The sequence below is a fragment of the Streptomyces subrutilus genome, assembly GCF_001746425.1.
GTDB classification, from domain to species: domain Bacteria; phylum Actinomycetota; class Actinomycetes; order Streptomycetales; family Streptomycetaceae; genus Streptomyces; species Streptomyces subrutilus_A.
In genome coordinates, this window is sequence record NZ_CM007203.1 from 21,148 (window position 1) to 41,426 (window position 20,279).

The window sequence follows — 20,279 nt, forward strand, 5'->3', positions numbered from 1 at the left end:
TGTCGGGGCTTCCTGAGGGCGCAAAAAGGCCCTCGCCTCGCGGGGGTTCGCTGAGAACCGGTGAAACCGCACGAAAGTGCGGGGTGCCAACGGACCTGTTATGGGGTCCGAGTAACGAATCGGCCGACACTCGACGCCACATCGAGCGGACGGCCTGGAGGACTGAGGTAGGACCCGCGCCACACGGGACCAGCCGTAACCCTCCCAGCAGGAGCTAGGTCACGAGGACCTCCGTAGGGGGAGACACGAACAGACCAGGGGGACAGGCGAGTGCCGGGGCCGAAGGGCCCGCCGCCGCGCGGAAGCCATGACCGCGGAGAGCACCAAGCGCAGAAACACGAAGGCCCACCGGACGTCGGCGAGAGACTCGCCGCCCGGTGGGCCTATCCGTTGTTGTGCTATCCCCGCCCTGGGCGGGTACATTGGTGCTCAAGGGACCTGTCCTCACGCGATCTGGTCTCCGAGAAGCCCCCGCAAGGTGCTCTGCTGCTAGGTTTCGCCGCCTAGTACTTGCAGCCGAGCCGCGGGGGTTCTTCTCGTTTTATGGGTTCTTGTGTTGTGGCGCCGAGCCTCTAGTTGAGTCACTCTCAGCTCAGCATCCACTGCGAGCCACCCTATCCCCCCAGTGGGGCAGCGCGCTCACATCTGTGTCGGTGAGTCACCGCCGGGTCGTAGGGCCTGATCTGAGTCCCCGTCGGCTCCTGAGGCTCTCAGGCGGCCGCTGAGGGGCCTTGGAGGGGCAGGGGGCGCGGTCATCGACGGGCGGGAACGGCGGCCCAGGTGACGCGGCCGCCGAAGTCGCCGGCGTACTGGCCCACCTCGTCGGCCAGGCGGTGCACCAGGTAGAGGCCCGGTTCCTGCTCCGGCGCGGGAAGTGCTCCCTTGATGTCTCCGACGGACACGGTGACGTGGGTTCCGTCGAACGCGACGCGGCCCACCAGGTCGACGCCGGCCTTGTGCCGTGCCGTCACGTCGACGAGCTCCGTCACGACGGACTCCACCGCCCTGCACACCTCGGCCTGCTCGGGGACGTCGCTCAGGAACATCGGCAGCGTCATCCGAATCATGGCCGTGGCCTGCGCCATGGCCTGGACGGAGGTCACCTCGGGGCCGATGGTGAAGTCGATCGCGCTATCCATTGCGAAGGGCCACGCCTCTGGGATGTCCTGAGCGGAAGGCAGTGCGTCCGTGGCGCAGTTGGGTGGGTTGGTGTCGGAGATCGTCACTGTTCATCCGTCCCGTCGAAGAACTTATTTCGAATGCTAGTTCGATGCGCAGTTGATGGAGCAAGGCAAGACGGATGGGGGTGACACTCCACGCACCATGCGAGCGGCGGGCTTGGCGGGCAACTCCACGGGAACGACTCCTTACTTCGGGGGTGAATCGCTCCGATCTGCGCCAGTCGTAGCTCCTGTGCTCAGGCTCGCCCACTCTGCCTCCTCCCTCTGGCGGTAGTCAACTGAGATGGGCCCTACGCCTGGTATTCTCCACGGAGGTTGACCGGCGCAAGCGCGCCACGCCCCACACCCAACAAGGTGGGGAACGGGAAAACACCCCTTGACCTGCCAGTTGACCGTTACTTGAACGAGGGAGGGTGGCATGACGGAGGTTGACCTCTCTCCTGCCGAAGGCTCGGAAGCCGATCCTGATCAAACACTGGCTTCTCGACTCAACCGCCTGTTCGAGACGGTGCACCCGGCAGAACGGGGACCCTGGACCAACGCCGAAGTCGCCAGATCCATCACCGAGGCGGCCAACGGCGACAAGAGCTTCGAAATCTCCGAGACGTACATCGGCTACCTGCGCAAGGGCAAGCGCACCAACCCGACCATCGGTCACCTGAACGCGCTCGCCGACTTCTTCGGCGTCCCGCGGACGTACTGGACAGATGACGGCGAGGGCGAAAAAGTCCGCGAGGACATCGCCCTCCTTGAAGCCCTCAAGGGCGTCGGCGCGCGACAGGTAGCACTTCGCCAGGTCGCCTCGCTGGATGAAGACGACCTGGAGACGCTCGTACCCGTGCTCAACGCCTTGGCGAAGGCACGAGGAACGCGTGGACGAATGAAGCCCCGAGGCCGCTCTGCAGGTGCGCCCGACACCGGTTCGGCATCTCCGTTATGAGCGCGCTCACGTGCTCGCAGGGCCAGCCACAGTCACGATCCGGAACATGACCAGCCAGGGAGTGTCGAATGATCGTGACGAGATGGCAGTGGCCCAGCATCCATCCAGGGGGTGAGGGGATGAACGACAAGGAGCTCCGCCGGTACTGCACCGGCAAGGTGAAGGAACTGGAGATCCCGGAGCGGTCCGACGTGAACGCGCTCTGCGACCTCCTGGAGCAGCGCCGCGGGCGACCGATCACGCTGCTCGAAGTACCGATGCCCACCGGCGCCGGCAAGCCGTGCGGCCTGTGGGTGGCTACGGACGACGAGGACTACATCTGCTACCAGCAGTACACGACCCAAGCCCACCAGGAACACATCATCCGGCACGAGCTCGGGCACATGGTGTGCGAGCACGTCGCCGCCCCGGTGATGCCCGACGAGGTGGCACAGCTCCTCATGCCCACCCTCGCACCGGTCCTCGTGCGTAGCGTCCTGGGCCGCACCCAGTACTCGAACGCGGAAGAACGCGCGGCCGAGCTGGTCGCGTCCCTCATGCCCATGGAGACGGCCGGAATCGGCAACCGGGCGCCCGTCGGCCTCGCCCCGGGCGTTGAGAACCTCATCACGCACCTCGGGCGCTCTCTGGAACGCGGCGGCCGTACGTAACACTGACGGGATGCTGCTCTTCAACATCGTCTACGGCATCCTGGCAGTGATCTCCTGGAGCGCCTTCGCCTACAAGCTGCGTGACCTCATCAAAGACCCCGGGAACCGCGAGCTCCGGCTGCTCTGCCTGGCCATCGCCACGTTCGCCACGCCGTTCGTGGTGGCCGCCCCGTGGGCCTACGTACGCATCGACCGGCTGATCGGGATAACCAACATCGCGACCCTGATCACCTACACCTCAGTAGCGGTGTGCCTGGCCTCGTTCCTGGCCCTGCTGGTGAGCTGGTCGTCCGCGCAGGACCGGATCAAGCTGTGGCACCGTCTGCTCGTCGCGTACGCGGTCGTCACGGTCGGCTCCATGATCACCCTGTTCTCGCTCGCGGACGTCAGCGACGGCGAGCACCACGTCGACTTCGACGTTCACTACGCTGAGACGCCGTACATCACGCAGTTCCTGCTGGTCTACGCCGTGCTGTTCGTCGTCGGCATGACCGGCCTCACCCGCATGTGCTGGGGCTACTCCAAGGCCGTCGACCGGCCCTGGCTGCGCCGAGGACTCCGAGTCGTGGCCGTCGGAGCCGTATTCGGACTGGGCTACGGCATCCCCAAGGTGGTCTCCCTGACCTGGGACCTCCTGGGCACCTCCCCCCTCCACTTCATCAGCGTGGTCGTCGCCCCGATGTCCGCGAGCATCTCCGCGATGCTGTTCGCGGTCGGATTCACCATGCCGGCCTGGGGCGTTGGCCTGGACAGTGCCCGCGCCCGCGTCAACGAGTACCGCGCCTACCGGCGGCTTCTCCCGCTGTGGCAGGCGATGACCGGCGCGCACCCGGAAGTCGTCCTGCTCCCGGACCTCTACCCGAGCAACCCACGCCGTGCCTTCCGTGATGACGATCTGTCCTTCCTCGTCAGCCGTATGGTCATCGAGATCCGCGACGTCCAGCTGGCACTCCGCCCGCACTTCGACCCTGCCGTCGCCCGCGCCGTCCGTGAGCTCAGCCAGGTCCAGGCGAAGCCGGCCGACGAGGTGGAGGCCATCATCGAGGCCGCGCAGATCACCCACGCCTTGAGGGCCAAGGCCGCGGGCAAGACCGAGCACCACGCCGCCGCAGTGCCCCATGACCCCGCGGCCGGCGACATGGGCGGCGAACGTGACTGGCTGATCCGCGTGGCCGACGCCTTCGACAACGGCGCCTTCGTCGACGAAGCACTCGCCAAGGCGGACGCCGGCGATGCCCTGACTGCAGAAGCCAAACGGTCATGAGCGCTACCCCGGAAGGATCGCTCTTCGACGACGCTCTCATGGGCGACCCGCACGGCGTCTACGCCAAGCTGCGGGAAGCCGGCCCGGTGCACCGGACCACGACGCCCGACGGTGCCACCGTGTGGCTGGTCACCCGGCACCAGGACGTACGCCCGGCCCTGGCCGATCCCCGCCTGTCCCTGAACAAGGCGAACGCCCACAGCACCGGGCAGTACCAGTCGTCGATGCCCCCGGAACTCGACGCGCACCTGCTGAACATGGACCCGCCCGACCACGCCCGCCTGCGCCGCCTGGTCTCCAAGGCGTTCACGCCCCGCCGCATCGAAGCCCTGCGCGACCGGGTCCAGGCCCTCACCGACGACCTCCTGGACGAACTGCCCGCCGACCAGCCCGTCGACCTCATGGAGTCCCTGGCCAACCCGCTCCCGATGGGGGTGATCTGCGAGCTCCTGGGCATCCCCCTCGGCGCCCGGCACGACTTCCGGACCTGGACCAACACCCTGCTCTCGCCGGCACCCGACGCGGCCCTGGACTCCAGGGCCGCGATGAAGGAGATGCACCGCTTCCTCGTCGACACGATCGCGGCCAAGCGCACGCAGCCGACGGACGACCTGCTGTCGGCGATGATTGAGGCCCGCGACGCGAACGACAGCCTCACAGAGCCCGAGCTCCTCGCGATGGCCTTCCTGATCCTGTTCGCCGGATACGACAACGCAGTGAACCTGATCGGAAACGCCGTCCTGGCCCTGCTCACCCACCCCGAGCAGATGGCCGCCGTCCGGCACGGCGCCGTACCGGTCCGGGCGGTGGTGGAGGAGACCCTCCGCTGGAACACGCCCTTCACCCTGGCCGTCCGCCGCTTCGCCCTCGAGGACCTCACCATCGGCGGAGTCAGCATCCCGGCAGGCGCCCGGGTGTGGCTGTCGCTTGTCTCGGCGAACCGCGACGGCGAGCAGTTCCAGAACCCCGACGCCTTCGACTCCACCCGCACGCCGGCGCACCTGGGTTTCGGCCACGGCATCCACTACTGTCTCGGCGCCCCGCTCGCCCGAATCGAGGGCGAGGTAGCCCTTACGAGCCTCCTTGGCCGCTTCCCCGGCCTCCGGTTGGCTGTCCCCGTCGACAAGCTGGAGTGGTGGCCCTCGTTCCACAAGCGCGGCCTGAGGGCCCTGCCCGTCACCTGGTGACCGCAGACCTCACCAGGAAGCAAGTCCGCCCCCCCGGGCGGTAGTCAACGAGCAGCAGGGGCCTCGCGGCCACCGACCGCGGGGCCCTTTCGTACGTTTCGGAGCGCTGCAAAACGGGTGGGATGCCCGTAGCAAGCCCACATCTGGTTATCGTCCCTACCGTGACGAAGACGATGAACCCCGCTGGGGGGATCGCCAACCACCACAGGCTCGTCCTGTGGCACCCGGGAGTCCGGGCCCACCAGGACAGGGAAGGTAGAGGATGAAGATTTCGACGCTACCCCGCCAGCAGTACAAGCAGCTGCTGAGGGAAGAACTTCTGAGCATCGAAGAACTCAAGGCGTGGATCAAGTCGATCGGCTGCCTTGTCATCGGCGTCGGGATGCTCAAGGGTGGAACGGGGAAGACCACAGCGACCATCTTCATCGCCCTCTGGATTGCCTGGAAGCTCGGCTTGAAGGTCTGCGTCGTCGACACCGACGACAATTCCCAGTCCGTCGTGAACTGGCTCAAGGTTCGAGAAGCCCTCCAGGACAAGGTTCCCTTCGATCACGTCGTCTACGACGAGAAGGACGAGGACGGACCCGAACTCGACGAGGTCATTGAGCACCTCAAGGAGTCTTTCGATGTCGTCATCGTCGACACGGGCGGCGCCGGCAAGGAGGCCTACTGGGAGGTCTCCAAGGAGGCCCACCTGCTGATCCTCCCCGTTGCTCCCTCCGGCATCGAGGTGATTCGGATCCCGCCCACGATCCGCCAGGCCGCGCGCGGCAGCAAGGCGAATGAGAACACCCTCCGAGCCTCCGTAGTGATGGTCAAGTGTGACGGGCGCACCAGCTTGCCTGCAGAACAGCGACCGGCCATCGCCAGCCGCATCGCGTCGGCCATGGAGGATGTGAAGCAGGGAGACCTCGTGGTGTCCATGCCCGCCGAAGCGTTCGAGATCAGTAACTCGCCCGACTACCCCCGCTTCTGGGAGACCATGCCCAAGCCCTCCCATACCGAAGAGTGGGGGATGTGCCTGCGCCACGTCCTCAAGGAGGCGGCTGCCTGATGGCCGAGATCGTCATCAAGAAGAAGACCTCCGACGCTACGCAGAAGCGCGCGGAACAGGCAGCGGCCCTGGCCAGACTGGGTTCGGGTCCGGCACGCCGGGGGGAGGACGATGACACGGACGGCACCAGCAAGCAGGACGGCACCAGCAAGCAGGTTGAGGGGGTTGTCGTCTCGACTCCCTCCGAAGTCGTTCCGCTGTTCGCATACGTTCCAGCCCCCGAGGACGCTACGGGCCTCGAGCACCTGGCCCACGCTGAGCGGCAGATCAGGGAGGCCTCGCAGACCGCCGGCGAGGAGCTCCTGAAGACTCAGATGGACTACCTGGTCCTCACTGGGCGCTGGCTCAGCGAGGTCCAGGCCGCGAAGTCGTACAAGGATGCCGGCTACAAGTCCGTGAACGCCTTCGCTGCGACGCTCGGGATCAAGGGTAAGGACTACTACCGGTTCATCGACGCGCACCTGGTCTACACGGCGCTCGAGGGTCTCGTAGAGAAGCCACTGCCGGTCTTGGTGATCGAGAAACTCGCCAGCACAGCGCGCAAGAGCACCGAAGAGGTGCGCGAGCAGTTCGCCATCATGAAGCGCGAGGGGCAGATCACGCCGGACGGTGCCCAGGCCGCGAAGGCCCTGCTCGGACTCGGCGCCCCGCCGGCGGCCCGAGAGCTCAAGGCGCCGCCCGCGGTCCAGGAGCGCCTCGAGGCCGCCCGCAAGGCCGGCAGGATCGACCTGGACCTGATCAAGGAGATCGCGGCCAGCGACCCGGAAGAGGCCAAGGGGTACGTTAGTGGCCTCCGTGAGCTGGTGGAGGAAGCGGAGAAGCTTCTCGCGAACGAGTAGTCGAGACGCAAAACCTTCCCAGCGCTGGGAAGGTTTCCACATTCGGCCGTCGAAAAGTTTCCCAGCGCTGGGAAGGTTTGGGCGGGACAACGAAGAGGGGCCCCGTGGACGGGGGCCCCTCTTCGTGCTGCTGGACGAGCTCCAGGCTGCATCGGCACTTCCACCGTACGTGGTCCGTGGCTAGCGCCGTCCAGCAGGGGCCTCCAAGCGGAACCACGTGCTACCTGCGGAGGAGGTTGACAAGCTTGTCCGGGTCGAGGATCGGCGCCCCTTCCGGGCCCTTCATGTGGTTGGCGATCCAGATGGGACGGGTTCTCTGTTGCGAGGGGTACCAGTGGTTGCGCCAGTGTCCGCTCACGATCCACCGGTGGCGGTACGTGACTCCCGCGCCGTCCACCTGACCGGTCCGCTCGGCGTGGATGCTGCGGTGGCGCAGTGTGACGTAGCGGACCGAGGTCAACAGGTTGGGGTCCAGGCGGCGGATGTGCTTCGCCGCACCCTTCGGCGCCTGCACCTCCTCCTCACGGACGAGAACCTGCCCCATGAGCAGCCATGATGTGACGAGGGCACGTTCGGCCATCTCTGACTGGACGACGAAGCGGGCCCGGTTCTCCAACTCAGCGATGCTCATGTCCGTCGTGTCTTGGTAGTCGGACAGCAGCCAGCCGGGGACCTTCCCGAAGGGCAGGTAAGAGGAGCAGGTGGAAACGAGGGCCTGCGGGTAGCGGGCGCGCATCACGCGGATCTCGTCCTGGCTCATCGCGCCCATTCCGGGCTCGGGCCGGGCCATCCACTGGAACCACTCTTCCCGCTTGGTCCAAACGCGGATGTGGACGCCTCCACCATGGACCGCCCACGACACGGCGATCGACGACATAACGTCACCGCCCGCCTCAGGCGAGATGACGGGGTTCTCCCACATGATCAGGCCGTGCGGGGCCGGAAGGTCTTCGGGATGAAGTCGGTACGCCGGCAGAGCGAGGCCGGCGGAGGCGGCGAGCCCGGTCATGTCACCGTTGGCGTAGGTGAGCTGTGCGGCGCGCAGGGAGACGGACCAGTCGGCCGCGGCCTGGCGTTCCTGGGCAGCCGTGGCGGAGTCCAGGTGCTGGCTCCACACCGCGGGCCCGCCGAGAGGGCCCGGGTCGGCGAGCCAGGTTGCCAGTTCCGCACGGATCGTGGGGAGATCCCGCGCGGTGATGGTCTGCTGCGGCACTACGCCTCACCCTCGCCGTCATCGTGGGGGGACGGGGCGACGGTGAGCCCGACGCGGGCCCAGCCTTCGACGGTCGGTTCCGCGTTCAGGTTCCACCAGCGTGAGATGGCATCGTGAAGGGCATGGTCGGCGGTGGGCCCGAGGCCGCGCAGGTACTTGAGCAGTGCCTCCTCGTCGATTCCCCACTTCGCACCGTAGGTGGACTCGCCGGCGAACGGGGAGTCGTGGACGAGCTGGAAGGCGTCGGCGGCGTTGTAGAACACGATCCCGGCCGAGCCGGCGAGGGCCGCGTCCATGATGGTTCCGTTCATGACGTCGGCCAGGCAGTTGGCTTGGTCGACGGTGAGGCGGATCCGGCGCAGTTCACCCGCCAGGGCACCGCGCCACATGGCCAGTTCCTGGCGAGCCTGGATGTCCTTGCTGCCGGTCATCATCCGGTCGGTGCGGTCCTCCAGCCACTCGGCGACGTCGCCGCTCAGTCTGGTGGAGATGCGGCCGTCGGCCATGGGGTAGTGCTCCTTCGTGGCAGGGGTGGGGCCGCGGCCCGGGTGGACCGCGGCACAGGGTGGCGCTGTATTAGTCGCCGTTGGCCCGCGCACCGGAGCGGCCCATCTCGTACGCCCTCTGTACGACGAACCGCACCGGGTGGGTCAGGCGCAGCGGACGGTGCTTGCGGCCGTCGGCCGGATTGTGCACGAGGTAGCGGGTGTTCGCCCGCCATGTGTGCCCCTCGGGCAGGTCCCACTTGCCGTCGCCGTCGCGCTTGGTGCTGGTCTCGATGGCGTACACGTCGCCCTGGCGGCGTACCCGCAGGCCCTTGTCCATGGCCTTGACGACCTCGTTCGGCGTGAGCCAGGCCATGGCTTCTCGGACGGTGGTCATCGTCCCGGGAACGCGCACGGCCCACGGTCCGGCGTCGTCGGTCCCGTAAAGGTAGGCGAGCTCGACGTACCGCTGCGGCGCGCGGGTGGAGTAGTAGCGCCACCCGGCGGCCTTCACCAGCAGGATGCGCTGCGCACGGTCGCGGTCGGCCAGGTGCAGCGTGCCGGTGACGCTGCCGTTCTTGCCGAAGACGGCGACCTCGCCGCCACGGCGTCGGATCTCCGCGCGGGCCTGGCCGATCAGGTGCCGGGTGAAGCGCTGTTGCAGCGATTCCATCGCCGTGGGTGTAGCCGGTCGGTTGTGGGCGCGTTCGCGGCGCAACTTCGCAATGGCGGTCATGCTCCGCTGGCCTGGCATACCGTTGTCGGCGAGCCAGGCAGCGAGCGCCCTCTCACTTTGTACGTTGGGCCTGGCCTGTACGGTGGCGGTGATCATCGAGGCGTTCTCCTTCGGTGATGAGGGCGGTTGGCTACGGGTCGCATCGTGGGTCAACCGCCCTCGGACTTTCCGGCGTTGAGTGCAGCCTCCCACACTCTGTCGCCACTTGTCGACGGATGGCGACAAATGGCGACGGTATCGGTCTCATTCGGTCGAACTCACGGGGGTGGAAGGGCAGGCACGCAAGCCCTTCCACCCTCCGGGCAGGTTCAGGCGGCGAGGTCCACGCCGCCGCGGAGCGCCCGCAATCGCCCCAGATAAAGGGCGGTCGTCGACTTTCCGACGTACCCGGCCATCGCGGTGCCCGCGGGCGGCTGGCTCGCGGGGCCCAGCTCCTTCTCCAGCGCTTCCGCGCGCCGGATGATCTCCCGCATGGACAGGCCCTCTTTGAAGTCGGTCCCGACGGTCACCTCGACCGCAGCGTAGGCCGCAGCCAACTCCGGCACCCGCCGCGCGCCGTTCACCAAATCGCTGTTGCAGCCAAGGACACAGAAAACGCAGCTCAGGCGCCGGTTACCCCAGTCGTAAGCCTGGTGGTACGGCAGGCCCGACCGAGCGATCTCCCGCCAGACGTCGGCGTCGCTCCACCCGTGGATGGGCCGCCAAGTGGTGACATGCCGCTTGCCGTTGCTCGCCGACCGGTCGATCTCGACCGGCGCCAACTTTGCACGGTTGTCGCTCTCCGCGGCCCGCTGCCCTATGCACGCCAGGATCCGCACGGGACGGCCCAGGTGCGACAGCTCCCTCACAAGGCGCGTGTAGAGGGTCCAGATCGGCCCTCGCTTCTCGCCCGAAGTGCACCATCGTGCAGCCGAGGACGGCCAAGCTGGCGCTACCTCCACCGCGGACGGGTCCGCGCCCTGCTCCAAGGCCTCCAGCTCCGCCTTGGCCTTGAGCTTCTGGAAGCGCAGCACCACCCGCTCGAGGAGATCCGCGCCCGTCGACCGGACCACCTCGAACCGGCGGACACCGGCAAGCCGCGCCTGCTCCTCCGCGAGCTCCCGCGCGCCCTTCCACTCCACCCGTCCCAGGTCCGCATGGACCACGACGACCTTGTCGAGCATCCCCAGCCTCCTGGCCCGACCAGTGACGTACGAGACCATCGCCACGGAGTCGTTACCGCCCGAGGACGACACGACGACTACGTCGGCGTCCTGGATCAGCTCGTCTGGGACGGTCGTTGGCGGTGCGAATGGCACCGAGGCGTGCACGGTCCGCTTCCGCTTGGGCTTCGCCAGCGTGGCAGGCGGGATGGGGACGGCGGGGAGGTCGAACAGGGCGACAGTCTGCATAGCGGGAGCCTCAGGGGTGTGAGCGGGCGGAGAGGGCGGTACAGGCGGGGGCGCGGCGTTGGCTGCGCCCCGGCGGAAAGCGGGCGTCAGCGCGCGTTGAAGACCTCGTGTCCGTTGACCGTGACGTGCAGGGGCACGGTCTCGCGGGCGCTGATGAGGTCGTCGGGGATCTCCCCGGTGTCCAGGTGGACGGATACAACGAGTTGCCCCCGCTCCGCGTCGACGTAGGCGTGTACGGCGGCTCCGGCCACGCGGATCGCCGGGGTGTCGCAGTCCCCCTCCAGGAACGAAGCCCGGTTCAGCTTGCGGGCCTGGTCTGCGGTGATGTTCATGGTTGAGCCTCTCTGGTGGTGTGGAGACGTGCGGCTTTAGAGACCGGGGCGCGCCGCGGGCGCGTACCGGTCGACCGGAAGCTGCTATTGGCCGGGGGGCGCGTCGATGTTGAGCGCCCGGAGGACGGCGTTCAGAACCGTTCCCGGGTCGGCGCCCTCCTCGCTTGCAGCGCTTTCGATGGCGTGCCAGGCGGCGTGATGCTCGATGGGCGTGAGCACACGGCGGCCGGGCACGGCCTCAGCGGGCGGGGTGAGGACGAGACGCACCAGCCGGTACCCGTCGTACTGGTCGGTCTCCCTGTACCGGAGCACTTCCCAGCTCGCCGCCTGGAACAGATCCGCCCAGCGGATCAGTACGCGTTCGCCCACCGCCCTTTCTCTCGCCCGGGCAGCACGGCTTGCGGGGGCTGCGGCGTCTTCGCGCAGGTACGCCAGGACAACCTCGCCGGCGAGCATGCGCGGGTCGAGGTAGGCCCCACTCCCAACGCAACGATGGTCCCGAAACGCTGCCAGAGGCTGACAGGCCTGCACGAGGACGCGGATCGCGGCGTCGACCTGGGGTGCGGTCAGGTTTGCGGCGAGAGCGCCGTACACCATGGCGGCTGGGCGGGTGGAAGTGCTCATGAGCAGGGTCTTCCTTGTCTGGGGTGTGCCGGTGGAGGAGGGCCATGGGCGCGGACGGTGCGGCACCGGGCGTAGAGAGCTGTCACGCGGTGCAGGGCACGCCGTGCAGCTCCCCTACGGGCGTCCGTCGCGCAGGGCCTGAACGCGGCGGGCGGCGTTGACGCCGAGGTGGGTGAGGCGGAAGTGCGTGAAGCCGGGGTAGTCCCGGACCGTGGAAGCGAGGCGTCCCGTCGAGGTGTGCTCCTTCACCCACTGGCGGCGGGCCATGATGTCGAGCGTCCGGCCCTTGGCGCCCGGGACGCGGTGCGAGGAGTGGGCGAGCGCGGCGATGAGCAGTTCGCCCTGGTGGTCGCTCGGGGTGGCGTTGACGGACGTGTTCGTCGGCATGGCGGGATCTCTCTGTCGAGGCGTACGGGGGCGGGGGTAGGGGCCGGGGGCGGGTGAGTGGCCCCCGGCCGGGTGGTGCTGGCGTATTGGTCAGACGGCGAGCTCGATTACGGGGCAGTCGTCCCAGGACATGTGTTCGCGCGGGAAGCGCTTGCATCGGGCGCACTCGGGCAGCGGGGCGCTTTTCAGGGGGTAGAAGCCGTGTCGGCCGCTGGGATACTCGACGACGATCACGCCGCCGGGGGCCTGGTAGACGGGGGTGCCCTTAGCGATGTATCGGCGGATGCACGCGGCAAGCTCGGCCTGCGAGGCCAGGTGCCGGATGTCCCGCCCGTCCCGGTGGCGGCCGAAGTTCTCGTAGGCGGGTGCCGCCGGCTGCACCGGTTCAGTGACCGATTCCAGGGCCATGCCGAAGAACTCGTTCCGGCCCATCCAGCCGTACCGGCCGGGGGTGACAATCAGCGTGCGGTTGGGGCCGCGCCGAACGTTCCAGCGCTCCGTTCTGGCCCACATCGCCCACTCCCAGGCTTCCAGGGTGGCGGTGTCGGCCGGGAAGGGGTGGTGGGAGATGGTGACGGTGTCGATCCCGCCGGAGACGAGGAAGCCGGGAGTGCGCCCGTACTCCAGCGCATGCGGGCGGGGGGTCTCCGTGCGGCGAAGGCCCCGGTTCGTCAGCGCGCGGGTCACCATGTTGCGCACGATCGCGTCCGGGGTCGGCGGCTGGTAGGTGTCGGGGTCGGGGACGCCGTCGTCGACGAGCGGCGCCATGTTGTCCGGACCCGAGGGCAGCACCACGGTGAACTTCTCGCCCTGGCGGGGCACGCGGTCCGTCTTGGCGCCGTAGGCCCGGCACCATGCGGCGAGCTCGTCACGGGTCCGGAACGCGCCGAGCGTATTCGCCGACCCCGGCTCGTAGACGAAGATGGCGTCGGCGGAGATGCCCCGCTCCTGGTTGCGGCCAACATGGTCGGCGGCGAGCCAGACGGCACGCGCCCGGGCGCCCCAGTGACGGCCGATCGTCTCGGCGGTGAAGTCGCGGCCGGTGCGCTGGCTCGTGTAGTACAGCTCGAGCGTGCCTCGGAACAGCATGATGGTGCCTCTCTGCGGGGTGTACGGCGTAGATGGGGGAGGGCCGGGGGCGCGGTGGTGCGCCCCCGGCTGGGGGCTAGCTCAGGAACCGTGCGGCCGCCTCGCCCGGGGTCAGCTCCTCGCCGCTGGGGAGGCGCCACCGAAGCACGCCGCCGAGCTCGTCGTTCGTGACCATCTCCCCGGGGGCGTTGGCCGCCCGCAGACGCTCCGGCAGGGACACCCGGGTCGTGGCGGTCGTGACCGTGACGCTGCGGGGCGCCGGGGGCGACTTGGGACCGCCGCTCTCCGGCACCTCGACGGGCCACTGGACGGTTTCGTCGCCCTGGGCCGACCAGGAGTCCCCACGAACCAGCCGCGATCCCTCCCACCTGCCGAGGAACGACCGCGGCACGTGCCCGTCGGCGTGGACATCGTGGACGTTCAGCACGGTGCCGAGCCACGAGTAGACGAGGCCCTCGCCGGTGCCGGCGAAATACGGCGGGCAGTTCAGTTCATCGAGCCGCACGCGCATCCCGCGGTCGCGGACGACGTCGCCCTTCTGGAGTTCGCTGGAGGCCTTGAGGACCGTCGTGGCGGCCGGACGGAGGCTCTGGAGCGCGGGAGCGTCGGTCACGCCGTCTTCCCGTTCGACACGGCCCACGATCTCCCCGCCCGACGACCACACGTCGCGCAGCCGGCCGCGGCCGCCCGGCACGAGCCTGGGGCTCTCCGGGGCGTGGACGATGCGGCCGTCGTACTCGACCAGGTCACCCAGCTGGAGCCCCGAAGCCTTGATGGCGCCGTAGAAGTCCGCTGCGGGAGTGGGGGCGACCGGTTCCGGCGTCGGGGCGATGATGGGCGCGGTTGCCCGGGCATCCGGCGTGTTTGCCTTCTCGACGTGCTGGTCCTCGTAGGCGGTGACGTCGGTGGCGAACGTGGCGCATTCGCGGATCCGGTGGGACTTGTGGTCATAGCCGCACAGGACGCAATACGCGCCCCCTGACGCGGCATTGTCCGTGCACCCCTCGTCACCGCACACCCCGCACTCCTGTGCCTGTGCGGGTTCCTGGGGGGTGGTGTCTGGGGTGAGTGCGCGGGCCGACGGCACGCCGATGATCGCGGTCTTCTTCCAACGGCGGACGTCCGGCTTGGAGTCACCCGGGGTGCTGGACGTCAGGCTCACGCGGAGGAAGCAGGGGGAGGCCTCCTCGACGGCCAGGACTTCGACGACGTGGCCGCCGTTCCACATGACCTTGTCGCCCGGGGTGAGCTGCTGGGCTTGGACGGCGGGGACTCGGCCCACGCCCTGGATGCGGGTGGTCTGTGCGGCGGCGTCGGGGTTCTGGGACATGCGGGGTGCTCCTAGGTGTGGTGTGGCGAGATGGGAGGGTGCCGGGGCGCGGCGGTGAGCGTCGCGCCCCGGCGGTGGTGCTAGCTCTTGCAAGCGGCGAGCAGGAACCGGAGGAAGGCCAGCTCTTCGACGTCGGCACGGTTGGGCGAGACGCCCAAAAGGGCTGCCAGTTCGGCGCTGAGGCGGACGACGGCCCGGTCCGTGTACCAGTCGGCGACGTACTCGGCGACGGCGGCCGCGTTGGTGAAGTGGGGGCCGTGGACCTCGCCGAGGTGGCCGAACGCGTCGGTGGCTTCGAGCCCGGAGCCGAGGATGGTGTGCCACTCGGTGGCGGCCCCCATCGGCTCGTCCACGAACATCTCGTTCTCGGTGTCAGGCGTGGACGCGTAGGCCCGTACGTAGTCCCGCTCGTCCATGTCGGGGAACTCGGTGCTGTCCTGGTCGGCCCCGATGATGAGCCAGCTGGTGCCCATCCGGTGGTCGCTGTCGAAGTGGGCGCGGATCCCCCACGCCGCGAGCGCGGCGGTGAGCTCCTGTGCAGCTGTGGGCGTGGCGGTGACGTCGGTCATGACTGGAACTCCTCAGTACGTGGCGCGGAGAGGGTGCCGGGGCGCGGCGGTGAGCGTCGCGCCCCGGCGTCGGCGAGATCAGGGCCGGACGTCGGTGACGTCGTAGAAGAGCTCCAGGCCGCCGAGGAACCGCTGAGGGGACAGCCGCAGGGCCGTGTAAGCGAACTCGTCCCGTACGGCCTTCTCGTACGCCATCTCCGCCATCACGCGGTGCTCGTGGTCGGAGACGAGGAACCGGGCGGGGGTCCAGTAGTCGACGGCGTACCGGAGGGTGCCGGTGACGGGGTCGACGTACTCCACGAGCTGGATGACCAGCTCCGGCCTGAGAGCGGCCCCGATGCGGGACTGCCGCAGCGGCTTCCCGCCGTGGACGACGAGGGAGTAGGTCTCGTGCTGCTCCCGCTCGACGTCGGTGGGCCCGTGGGACTGGAGCACGGTGCGCATGGGCCCGTACTGCGCGGTGAGTTCTGCCATCGGCTTGACGGCCAGGGCAGCATGCATGGGCGTTCCTTCCTTCGGGGGGTGTCGACGGTTGCTCTCCGCCAACAAGGAAAACATTACAGCATGGAGAGTGTTGGTGGTAGCTAATCCTGGAAATAGGGGCGCACGCGCTAGTCGAAGCGCGACGGTGTAACTATTAGAGGGCGACTGTCAGGCGATCAACGTAACTGTTCCGACGGTCTTCGCCTGCCGGATCCGAGGCACGCCGCCCGTACGCCGCCGTGGCGCTGGCTCCGGCAACTTCCGCACGGGCTCCCCCACGGTGCCAGCGCGCCCGGTCAGCTGCGTCCATCGCTCCTCGAACCGCGTGCGCTGCTTGTCCCGCACCCCCGCCGGCGCGGCAACCAGGTACGCGGACGTAGAGGGGAACCCGTCGCCCTCATCCAGGTAGTGCGCCCTCTCGAGGCCGGAATGCTCACCGCGGCGAAGCTGCATCGCGTGCTCGGCCGCCAACTCCTGGACGTGCTGCTGCGCCCCGGCCCGCGATCCCTCCCACACGGTGCGCACCGACCGCCAGGCCTGCCCCTTCTTGGCCACGCCCCGGCACGCGTCCGGCCCCGAGCACCAAGGCCCGAACCTGCCTGCCGGATGCTCCGTACGGCACGCGTCCGTACGCGGCTGCCGGCACCACCAGCGGGGAGCGCTGCACGACTTGCCGTGCTGCTCCCGGCAGTCAGCCGTACGGGCCGCGTGATAGACCCGGCGCACCTCGTACACCGCATACGGGGCCTGCTCCAGCGACAGCTCGAACGCGTCGAGGACAGCGGTGTTCCGTCCGTCCTCGGTGAGCCGCTTCCGCAGGGACGTCGTCCCGTACAGGGCCACCCGCTCGTTCAGGGCCTGGCTGACGTACTCCAGGCGCAGCACGTCCGCCGCGATGTGCGGGTGGGCGCGCAACCGGGCCTCGTGGGCCTCCCGAGACGCACACACCCCGCTGAACGGGCAAGTCGCGCAGTACGACTTACGGATCGGCTCCCCAAGCATCCCCAGGACGTACGCCTCCACCGCGGCCCGCTCCATGCCCGCATCGATGAGCGGGTAGAACGGTTCGCAGATGGTGCGCCCAGCCGCCCGGTTCAGCTCCCGCTGGATGCCGCTGTCCTTGTCCGCGCGCCCCCGCTCCCCTGCGTGGTAGCCGATGACCCGCCGGAAGCTGTCCACGCCGAACTCGGCTTCCGCCCACTGGTCCAAATCCCAGCCCTTGAACCGCTGCGAGCACGTGCGCTTGCCCTGTGCCATCTGGGGCACGGTGCCGGCCAGGCGGAGCTCGTCCGACAGGCGCCAGGGGCCTTGGGCGAAGATCCGGCGCGGCGCACGGGAGTCGTCAAGGACAACTACCCCGTCGGCATCCTCCGGGCCGCCGCGGGCTATCTGCACCAGCCGTACCCGCTTCTGGCGGAGCAGCGGCAGCACCAGGCGGTTTACGTAGTCGAGGGAGTCGGGCCATTCGTCGCCCGTGACGGCGTGCACGACCACCAGGTCTGACAGGTCCCGCGCGAGCCCGTAACGCCACGGTGCGGCCAGGAACATCAAGAGGATGGCGGTGCTGTCCGCCCCGAGTCCGTACGACAGGACGGTGATCCCAGACCGGCGAGGCTCTCGCGCCGCCGGCACAGGAACCGGGGCGGGCAGGTCAAACAGGGCAGAGGCAGGCACGAGACGTTCCTTGCTTCGGAGGGGCGGTGGTTGCTCTCCACCGGGGCAGTACGGGTGGGCGGTCGGAGGGACGGTCACCCCGCAGGGGCGCAGGGCGTACCGGGGCGCCAGGAGCTGAGTGAGCCCCTGGCGCCCGGTGGGGTCAGTAACCGGCGGGCGGGGGGGGGGCTTCGGCGGCCATCCCAGTGCGGATACGGGCCGCGGCCTCCTCCACCATGGCCCTGGCTTCGGCGGTGGGCGGCAGCACCGCCAGGTACGAGCCGTGGTAGCCGCTCTTGTACTCCGCGAACCAGCCGCTGCACTCCAGGAGATCCCGGTACACGTCCAGCCACTCCGGCGACGGCTCACCCTGTGCGTCCTGGGCGTACAGGCCCACGACGTTGTGATTCGTGCGGAAGACGAATCCGGCGGTACCGGGCCGCGCCTCGCCGTAGCCCACCTTGAGCAGCAGCATCCGCGCGTGCTCCTCGATGACCTCGTTCGTGGCTCGCCTCTGGGCGTCCAGACGGGCGCCCTCCTCGTACGCCTTCCGCCCCAGCTCGGCTCGGCGCGCACGGTCGTTGGCCTCGCGTTGCTCCTCATCAGCGGCGGCCAAGGATGCCGAGGTAAGACGGGCGATGGAGTCGACGGTCACTACCAGGTGGTGGTCGGGTGAGAACACCCTCCGGTCCCCCATGACGCTGTCGCGGTGATCACGAGGCTCCCAGGTCACGGCGACGGACGGCTGATACGGGTGAACAAAGCGGTCCACGGTGCCGATGGTGCGGTCTTCGAGTCGAACGGCGGCGATGACGTCCATGCCCACGACCACCTTGTCGGCGCGCACCGGAACGGCGGTCCCATCGGCGACGGCGGCGTACGTCTCGGCGAAGTACGCCGCAAGGCCGTCGTCCAGGGGGTCAGCGACGGCCTGGACGGCGGCGCTGACACGCTCCTCCTCGGTGGCAGGGCGCAGTTCGTGCACGCGGCAGGGCCGGACGCCGTGCCCGTCCTCGTCAGCCACCAGGGAACGCACCATGTAATCCGGGCTGGCCCAGCTCCCCACCGTGCCCAGGTACTCCGGCATCACCCGGTGCCGGCGCTTCTTCGAGTCGAACACCACGGGCCGGACGATCACCAGGTCCCCGACCGCGTATCGCTCCCTCTCCGGCTTGACGGTGGCCGCTGCCTCTTCCCGGGTGGCCGGGCGCAGTTCCACCGTGCCCCGGACGTCCCTGTAGACGATGCGGGCCCTGGAACCTGCGGCGGACATCTCCCGGACGCCGTCCTTGCCCGGCTTCATCATGGCGTTATCGATCTCCCGCATGGCCTTGGCCGAGTCGATGCGCTCGGGGGTACCGCCGTTCACGGTCCGCATGTGGAAGAGCTGCGGCACGTACGCGCGGTCCTCCACGCAGATGGCGCCGTCCGGGTCCTGGGTGAAGGCGGCCCGCTTGAACCGCAGGTTTCCCACGATCGTGCGGACGTGCGACGCGGGGATGCCCTCGTGAACGCGCTCGTCGCCCACATACACCGCGTGCGGGGCGTCGACGACGTCCTCCACCGTCGGCACGGGCCCCTGACGCCACAGGCGGATGGAGACCGGCTTGCAGCCCCACAGGCGGCTCGGCGCCGGGCGGCGGGACTGGTAGGCCGACAGGGCCCTGATCAGCACCCGGTCCCACCCGCGCGGGTCACGGTCTCCTCCCTCGGCGATGCTGTTGGAGAGGGCGGCCACTTCCTCCGGGGTCATGTGGTGGAGCTGCTCGCGTATGGCCCAGTACCGCTCGTCATCGGTGAACAGGACCCGCACGTTCTCGCTCGCGGCCTGCTTCCGGATGATCCGGCGTACCGACTCCTTGTTCGCCTTCCCCTGCTCCGTGCCCGCGTCACGGGACATGACGGCGTCCACCAGGTCGTGGGTCACCACGTGGCCGTTGTGGAGCCGGGCGGAGATGAGCACCTGCAACGCCATCGCTTCGGCCCGCTCGGTAGGAGTGATCGACATGGTGGAGTCCTCTTCGTTCGGTGGGCCCGGCTGCTCGCCGGAGGGGGGGTTTCTGCACTTTCTGCACCGCCCTACGCGTGCGCGCGCGATGGGGGCGGGTTCCGGGGCCGCCTGCGTGGTGGCGGGCGGCCCCGGGTGGGGTTCAGGGGCGCGTGATGCCGATGTACTCGACGGGGACGTCGGTCACCCGCAGGTAGGCCTTCTTCGGGTCCTTGCGGTGCAGGAGCTTGCGGGCGTTCTCGACGCCGTTAAGGCGTCCGTCCAGCCGCTCGAACTCCAGGAGGATCGGGGGGTGCGCGGGCAGCGTCCACTCCTCGGTGCGGATGCAGGCCGCAATCTGCGCGGTGATGTGGCGGCCGTACGGGCCGCTGCGGTGGCAGTGGACTTGCACCACGGGCGTGCCGGTGGAGATGCCGGCAAACTCCTCGGGGCTGGCGTCGACCTGGAGGTAGGCGAGGGCGGCGGCGCGGATGGCGCTGGGGGTAACGGGCATGTCGGTACCGCGCATACGGGCCGCGGTGGGCTCCACGGCCAGGATGGCGGCGCGGGCGCTCTGTACGGCGGCGTGGCGCAGCTTGTCGGCGTGGGTCTCGGCGTGGAGGCGGGCGAGGCCCCGGGAGAGCTCACGGGCGGCGTAGGTGGCGTTCTCGGCGTCCTGGACGTCGGCGTGTGCGTCGACGAGCTCCACGCGCTGCGCGGGCCGGGTTCCGGGCCTCAGGGCGCGCAGGTGCTTGGCCAGGGTCGCCAGGTCGTCGGGGTCGGTGGAGAGGGAGGCGGGGAGGGTGGCGGCGTAGGCGGCAAACGCGCCGAAGTGCGGCATGCGGGGTTCCTTCGGGTTGGGTGGGGCCCGGTTGCTCTCCGGGC

General features: G+C 69.0%; 21 protein-coding genes. 6 read left to right on the forward strand and 15 right to left on the reverse strand.

The genetic code is table 11. The annotated features are described in order from the left end of the window. Positions 1 to 752: 752 nt before the first annotated feature. Positions 753 to 1,139, reverse strand: coding sequence for a hypothetical protein (locus tag BGK67_RS00115; protein WP_069917908.1), 387 nt, complete (start codon positions 1,137 to 1,139; stop codon positions 753 to 755). Between the two features lie 460 nt (positions 1,140 to 1,599). On the opposite strand from BGK67_RS00115, the gene BGK67_RS00120 reads away from it, so the two are divergent. The 6 genes from BGK67_RS00120 (at position 1,600) to BGK67_RS00145 (ending at position 7,115) form a co-directional block, all read left to right on the forward strand. Then, positions 1,600 to 2,121: an XRE family transcriptional regulator gene (locus BGK67_RS00120; protein WP_141753944.1), complete on the forward strand. Its 522-nt coding sequence runs from the start codon at positions 1,600 to 1,602 to the stop codon at positions 2,119 to 2,121. Between the two features lie 119 nt (positions 2,122 to 2,240). After that, positions 2,241 to 2,771: a hypothetical protein gene (locus tag BGK67_RS00125; RefSeq protein WP_069917910.1), complete on the forward strand. Its 531-nt coding sequence runs from the start codon at positions 2,241 to 2,243 to the stop codon at positions 2,769 to 2,771. Between the two features lie 10 nt (positions 2,772 to 2,781). Next, positions 2,782 to 4,035: an MAB_1171c family putative transporter gene (locus BGK67_RS00130; protein WP_069917911.1), complete on the forward strand. Its 1,254-nt coding sequence runs from the start codon at positions 2,782 to 2,784 to the stop codon at positions 4,033 to 4,035. Beyond that, positions 4,032 to 5,222, forward strand: a complete 1,191-nt coding sequence (locus BGK67_RS00135) for a cytochrome P450 family protein (protein WP_069917912.1) — start codon at positions 4,032 to 4,034, stop codon at positions 5,220 to 5,222. The genes BGK67_RS00130 and BGK67_RS00135 overlap by 4 nt, the downstream gene beginning before the upstream one ends. A gap of 262 nt (positions 5,223 to 5,484) precedes the next feature. Beyond that, on the forward strand, positions 5,485 to 6,276 hold the full coding sequence (locus tag BGK67_RS00140) for a ParA family protein (protein ID WP_069917913.1): 792 nt from the start codon (positions 5,485 to 5,487) through the stop codon (positions 6,274 to 6,276). Beyond that, entirely contained in the window at positions 6,276 to 7,115 is an 840-nt protein-coding gene (locus BGK67_RS00145; RefSeq protein WP_069917914.1) for a hypothetical protein, read from the forward strand. The genes BGK67_RS00140 and BGK67_RS00145 overlap by 1 nt, the downstream gene beginning before the upstream one ends. Before the next feature lie 220 nt (positions 7,116 to 7,335). Here the strand turns inward: BGK67_RS00145 and BGK67_RS00150 are convergent, their stop codons facing one another. The 14 genes from BGK67_RS00150 to BGK67_RS00215 all read right to left on the reverse strand — a co-directional run bounded on the left by BGK67_RS00150 (position 7,336) and on the right by BGK67_RS00215 (position 20,235). Beyond that, positions 7,336 to 8,328: a hypothetical protein gene (locus tag BGK67_RS00150; protein ID WP_069917915.1), complete on the reverse strand. Its 993-nt coding sequence runs from the start codon at positions 8,326 to 8,328 to the stop codon at positions 7,336 to 7,338. Beyond that, on the reverse strand, positions 8,328 to 8,834 hold the full coding sequence (locus BGK67_RS00155; protein WP_069917916.1) for a hypothetical protein: 507 nt from the start codon (positions 8,832 to 8,834) through the stop codon (positions 8,328 to 8,330). Before BGK67_RS00155 ends, BGK67_RS00150 begins: the two co-directional genes overlap by 1 nt. Before the next feature lie 70 nt (positions 8,835 to 8,904). After that, the gene (locus BGK67_RS00160) at positions 8,905 to 9,486 is read right to left on the reverse strand and encodes a hypothetical protein (protein WP_069917917.1); all 582 of its coding nucleotides are present in this window, start codon (positions 9,484 to 9,486) and stop codon (positions 8,905 to 8,907) included. 371 nt (positions 9,487 to 9,857) lie between these two features. Further along, complete coding sequence (locus tag BGK67_RS00165; protein ID WP_069917918.1) at positions 9,858 to 10,940, reverse strand: phosphoadenosine phosphosulfate reductase domain-containing protein; 1,083 nt, start codon at positions 10,938 to 10,940, stop codon at positions 9,858 to 9,860. Between the two features lie 86 nt (positions 10,941 to 11,026). Continuing rightward, positions 11,027 to 11,272 (reverse strand): hypothetical protein, encoded by a 246-nt coding sequence (locus BGK67_RS00170; RefSeq protein ID WP_069917919.1) that lies wholly within the window; start codon positions 11,270 to 11,272, stop codon positions 11,027 to 11,029. 84 nt (positions 11,273 to 11,356) lie between these two features. Next, entirely contained in the window at positions 11,357 to 11,896 is a 540-nt protein-coding gene (locus BGK67_RS00175; RefSeq protein ID WP_069917920.1) for a hypothetical protein, read from the reverse strand. Positions 11,897 to 12,010: 114 nt separating this feature from the next. Beyond that, entirely contained in the window at positions 12,011 to 12,283 is a 273-nt protein-coding gene (locus BGK67_RS00180) for a hypothetical protein (protein WP_069917921.1), read from the reverse strand. Positions 12,284 to 12,373: 90 nt separating this feature from the next. Continuing rightward, complete coding sequence (locus BGK67_RS00185; protein ID WP_069917922.1) at positions 12,374 to 13,372, reverse strand: hypothetical protein; 999 nt, start codon at positions 13,370 to 13,372, stop codon at positions 12,374 to 12,376. A gap of 76 nt (positions 13,373 to 13,448) precedes the next feature. After that, positions 13,449 to 14,702 carry a hypothetical protein gene (locus tag BGK67_RS00190; protein WP_069917923.1) on the reverse strand — a complete coding sequence of 418 codons (1,254 nt, stop codon included), beginning with the start codon at positions 14,700 to 14,702 and terminating at the stop codon, positions 13,449 to 13,451. Between the two features lie 80 nt (positions 14,703 to 14,782). Beyond that, on the reverse strand, positions 14,783 to 15,271 hold the full coding sequence (locus BGK67_RS00195; protein ID WP_069917924.1) for a hypothetical protein: 489 nt from the start codon (positions 15,269 to 15,271) through the stop codon (positions 14,783 to 14,785). Between the two features lie 78 nt (positions 15,272 to 15,349). Beyond that, a complete protein-coding gene (locus tag BGK67_RS00200; RefSeq protein WP_069917925.1) occupies positions 15,350 to 15,772 on the reverse strand; it encodes a hypothetical protein in 423 nt (140 codons plus the stop codon). 150 nt (positions 15,773 to 15,922) lie between these two features. Further along, the gene (locus BGK67_RS00205; RefSeq protein ID WP_208948631.1) at positions 15,923 to 17,302 is read right to left on the reverse strand and encodes a hypothetical protein; all 1,380 of its coding nucleotides are present in this window, start codon (positions 17,300 to 17,302) and stop codon (positions 15,923 to 15,925) included. Between the two features lie 268 nt (positions 17,303 to 17,570). After that, positions 17,571 to 19,415 (reverse strand): hypothetical protein, encoded by a 1,845-nt coding sequence (locus BGK67_RS00210; RefSeq protein WP_069917927.1) that lies wholly within the window; start codon positions 19,413 to 19,415, stop codon positions 17,571 to 17,573. Positions 19,416 to 19,557: 142 nt separating this feature from the next. Next, positions 19,558 to 20,235 (reverse strand): hypothetical protein, encoded by a 678-nt coding sequence (locus BGK67_RS00215; RefSeq protein ID WP_069917928.1) that lies wholly within the window; start codon positions 20,233 to 20,235, stop codon positions 19,558 to 19,560. Positions 20,236 to 20,279: the final 44 nt, after the last annotated feature.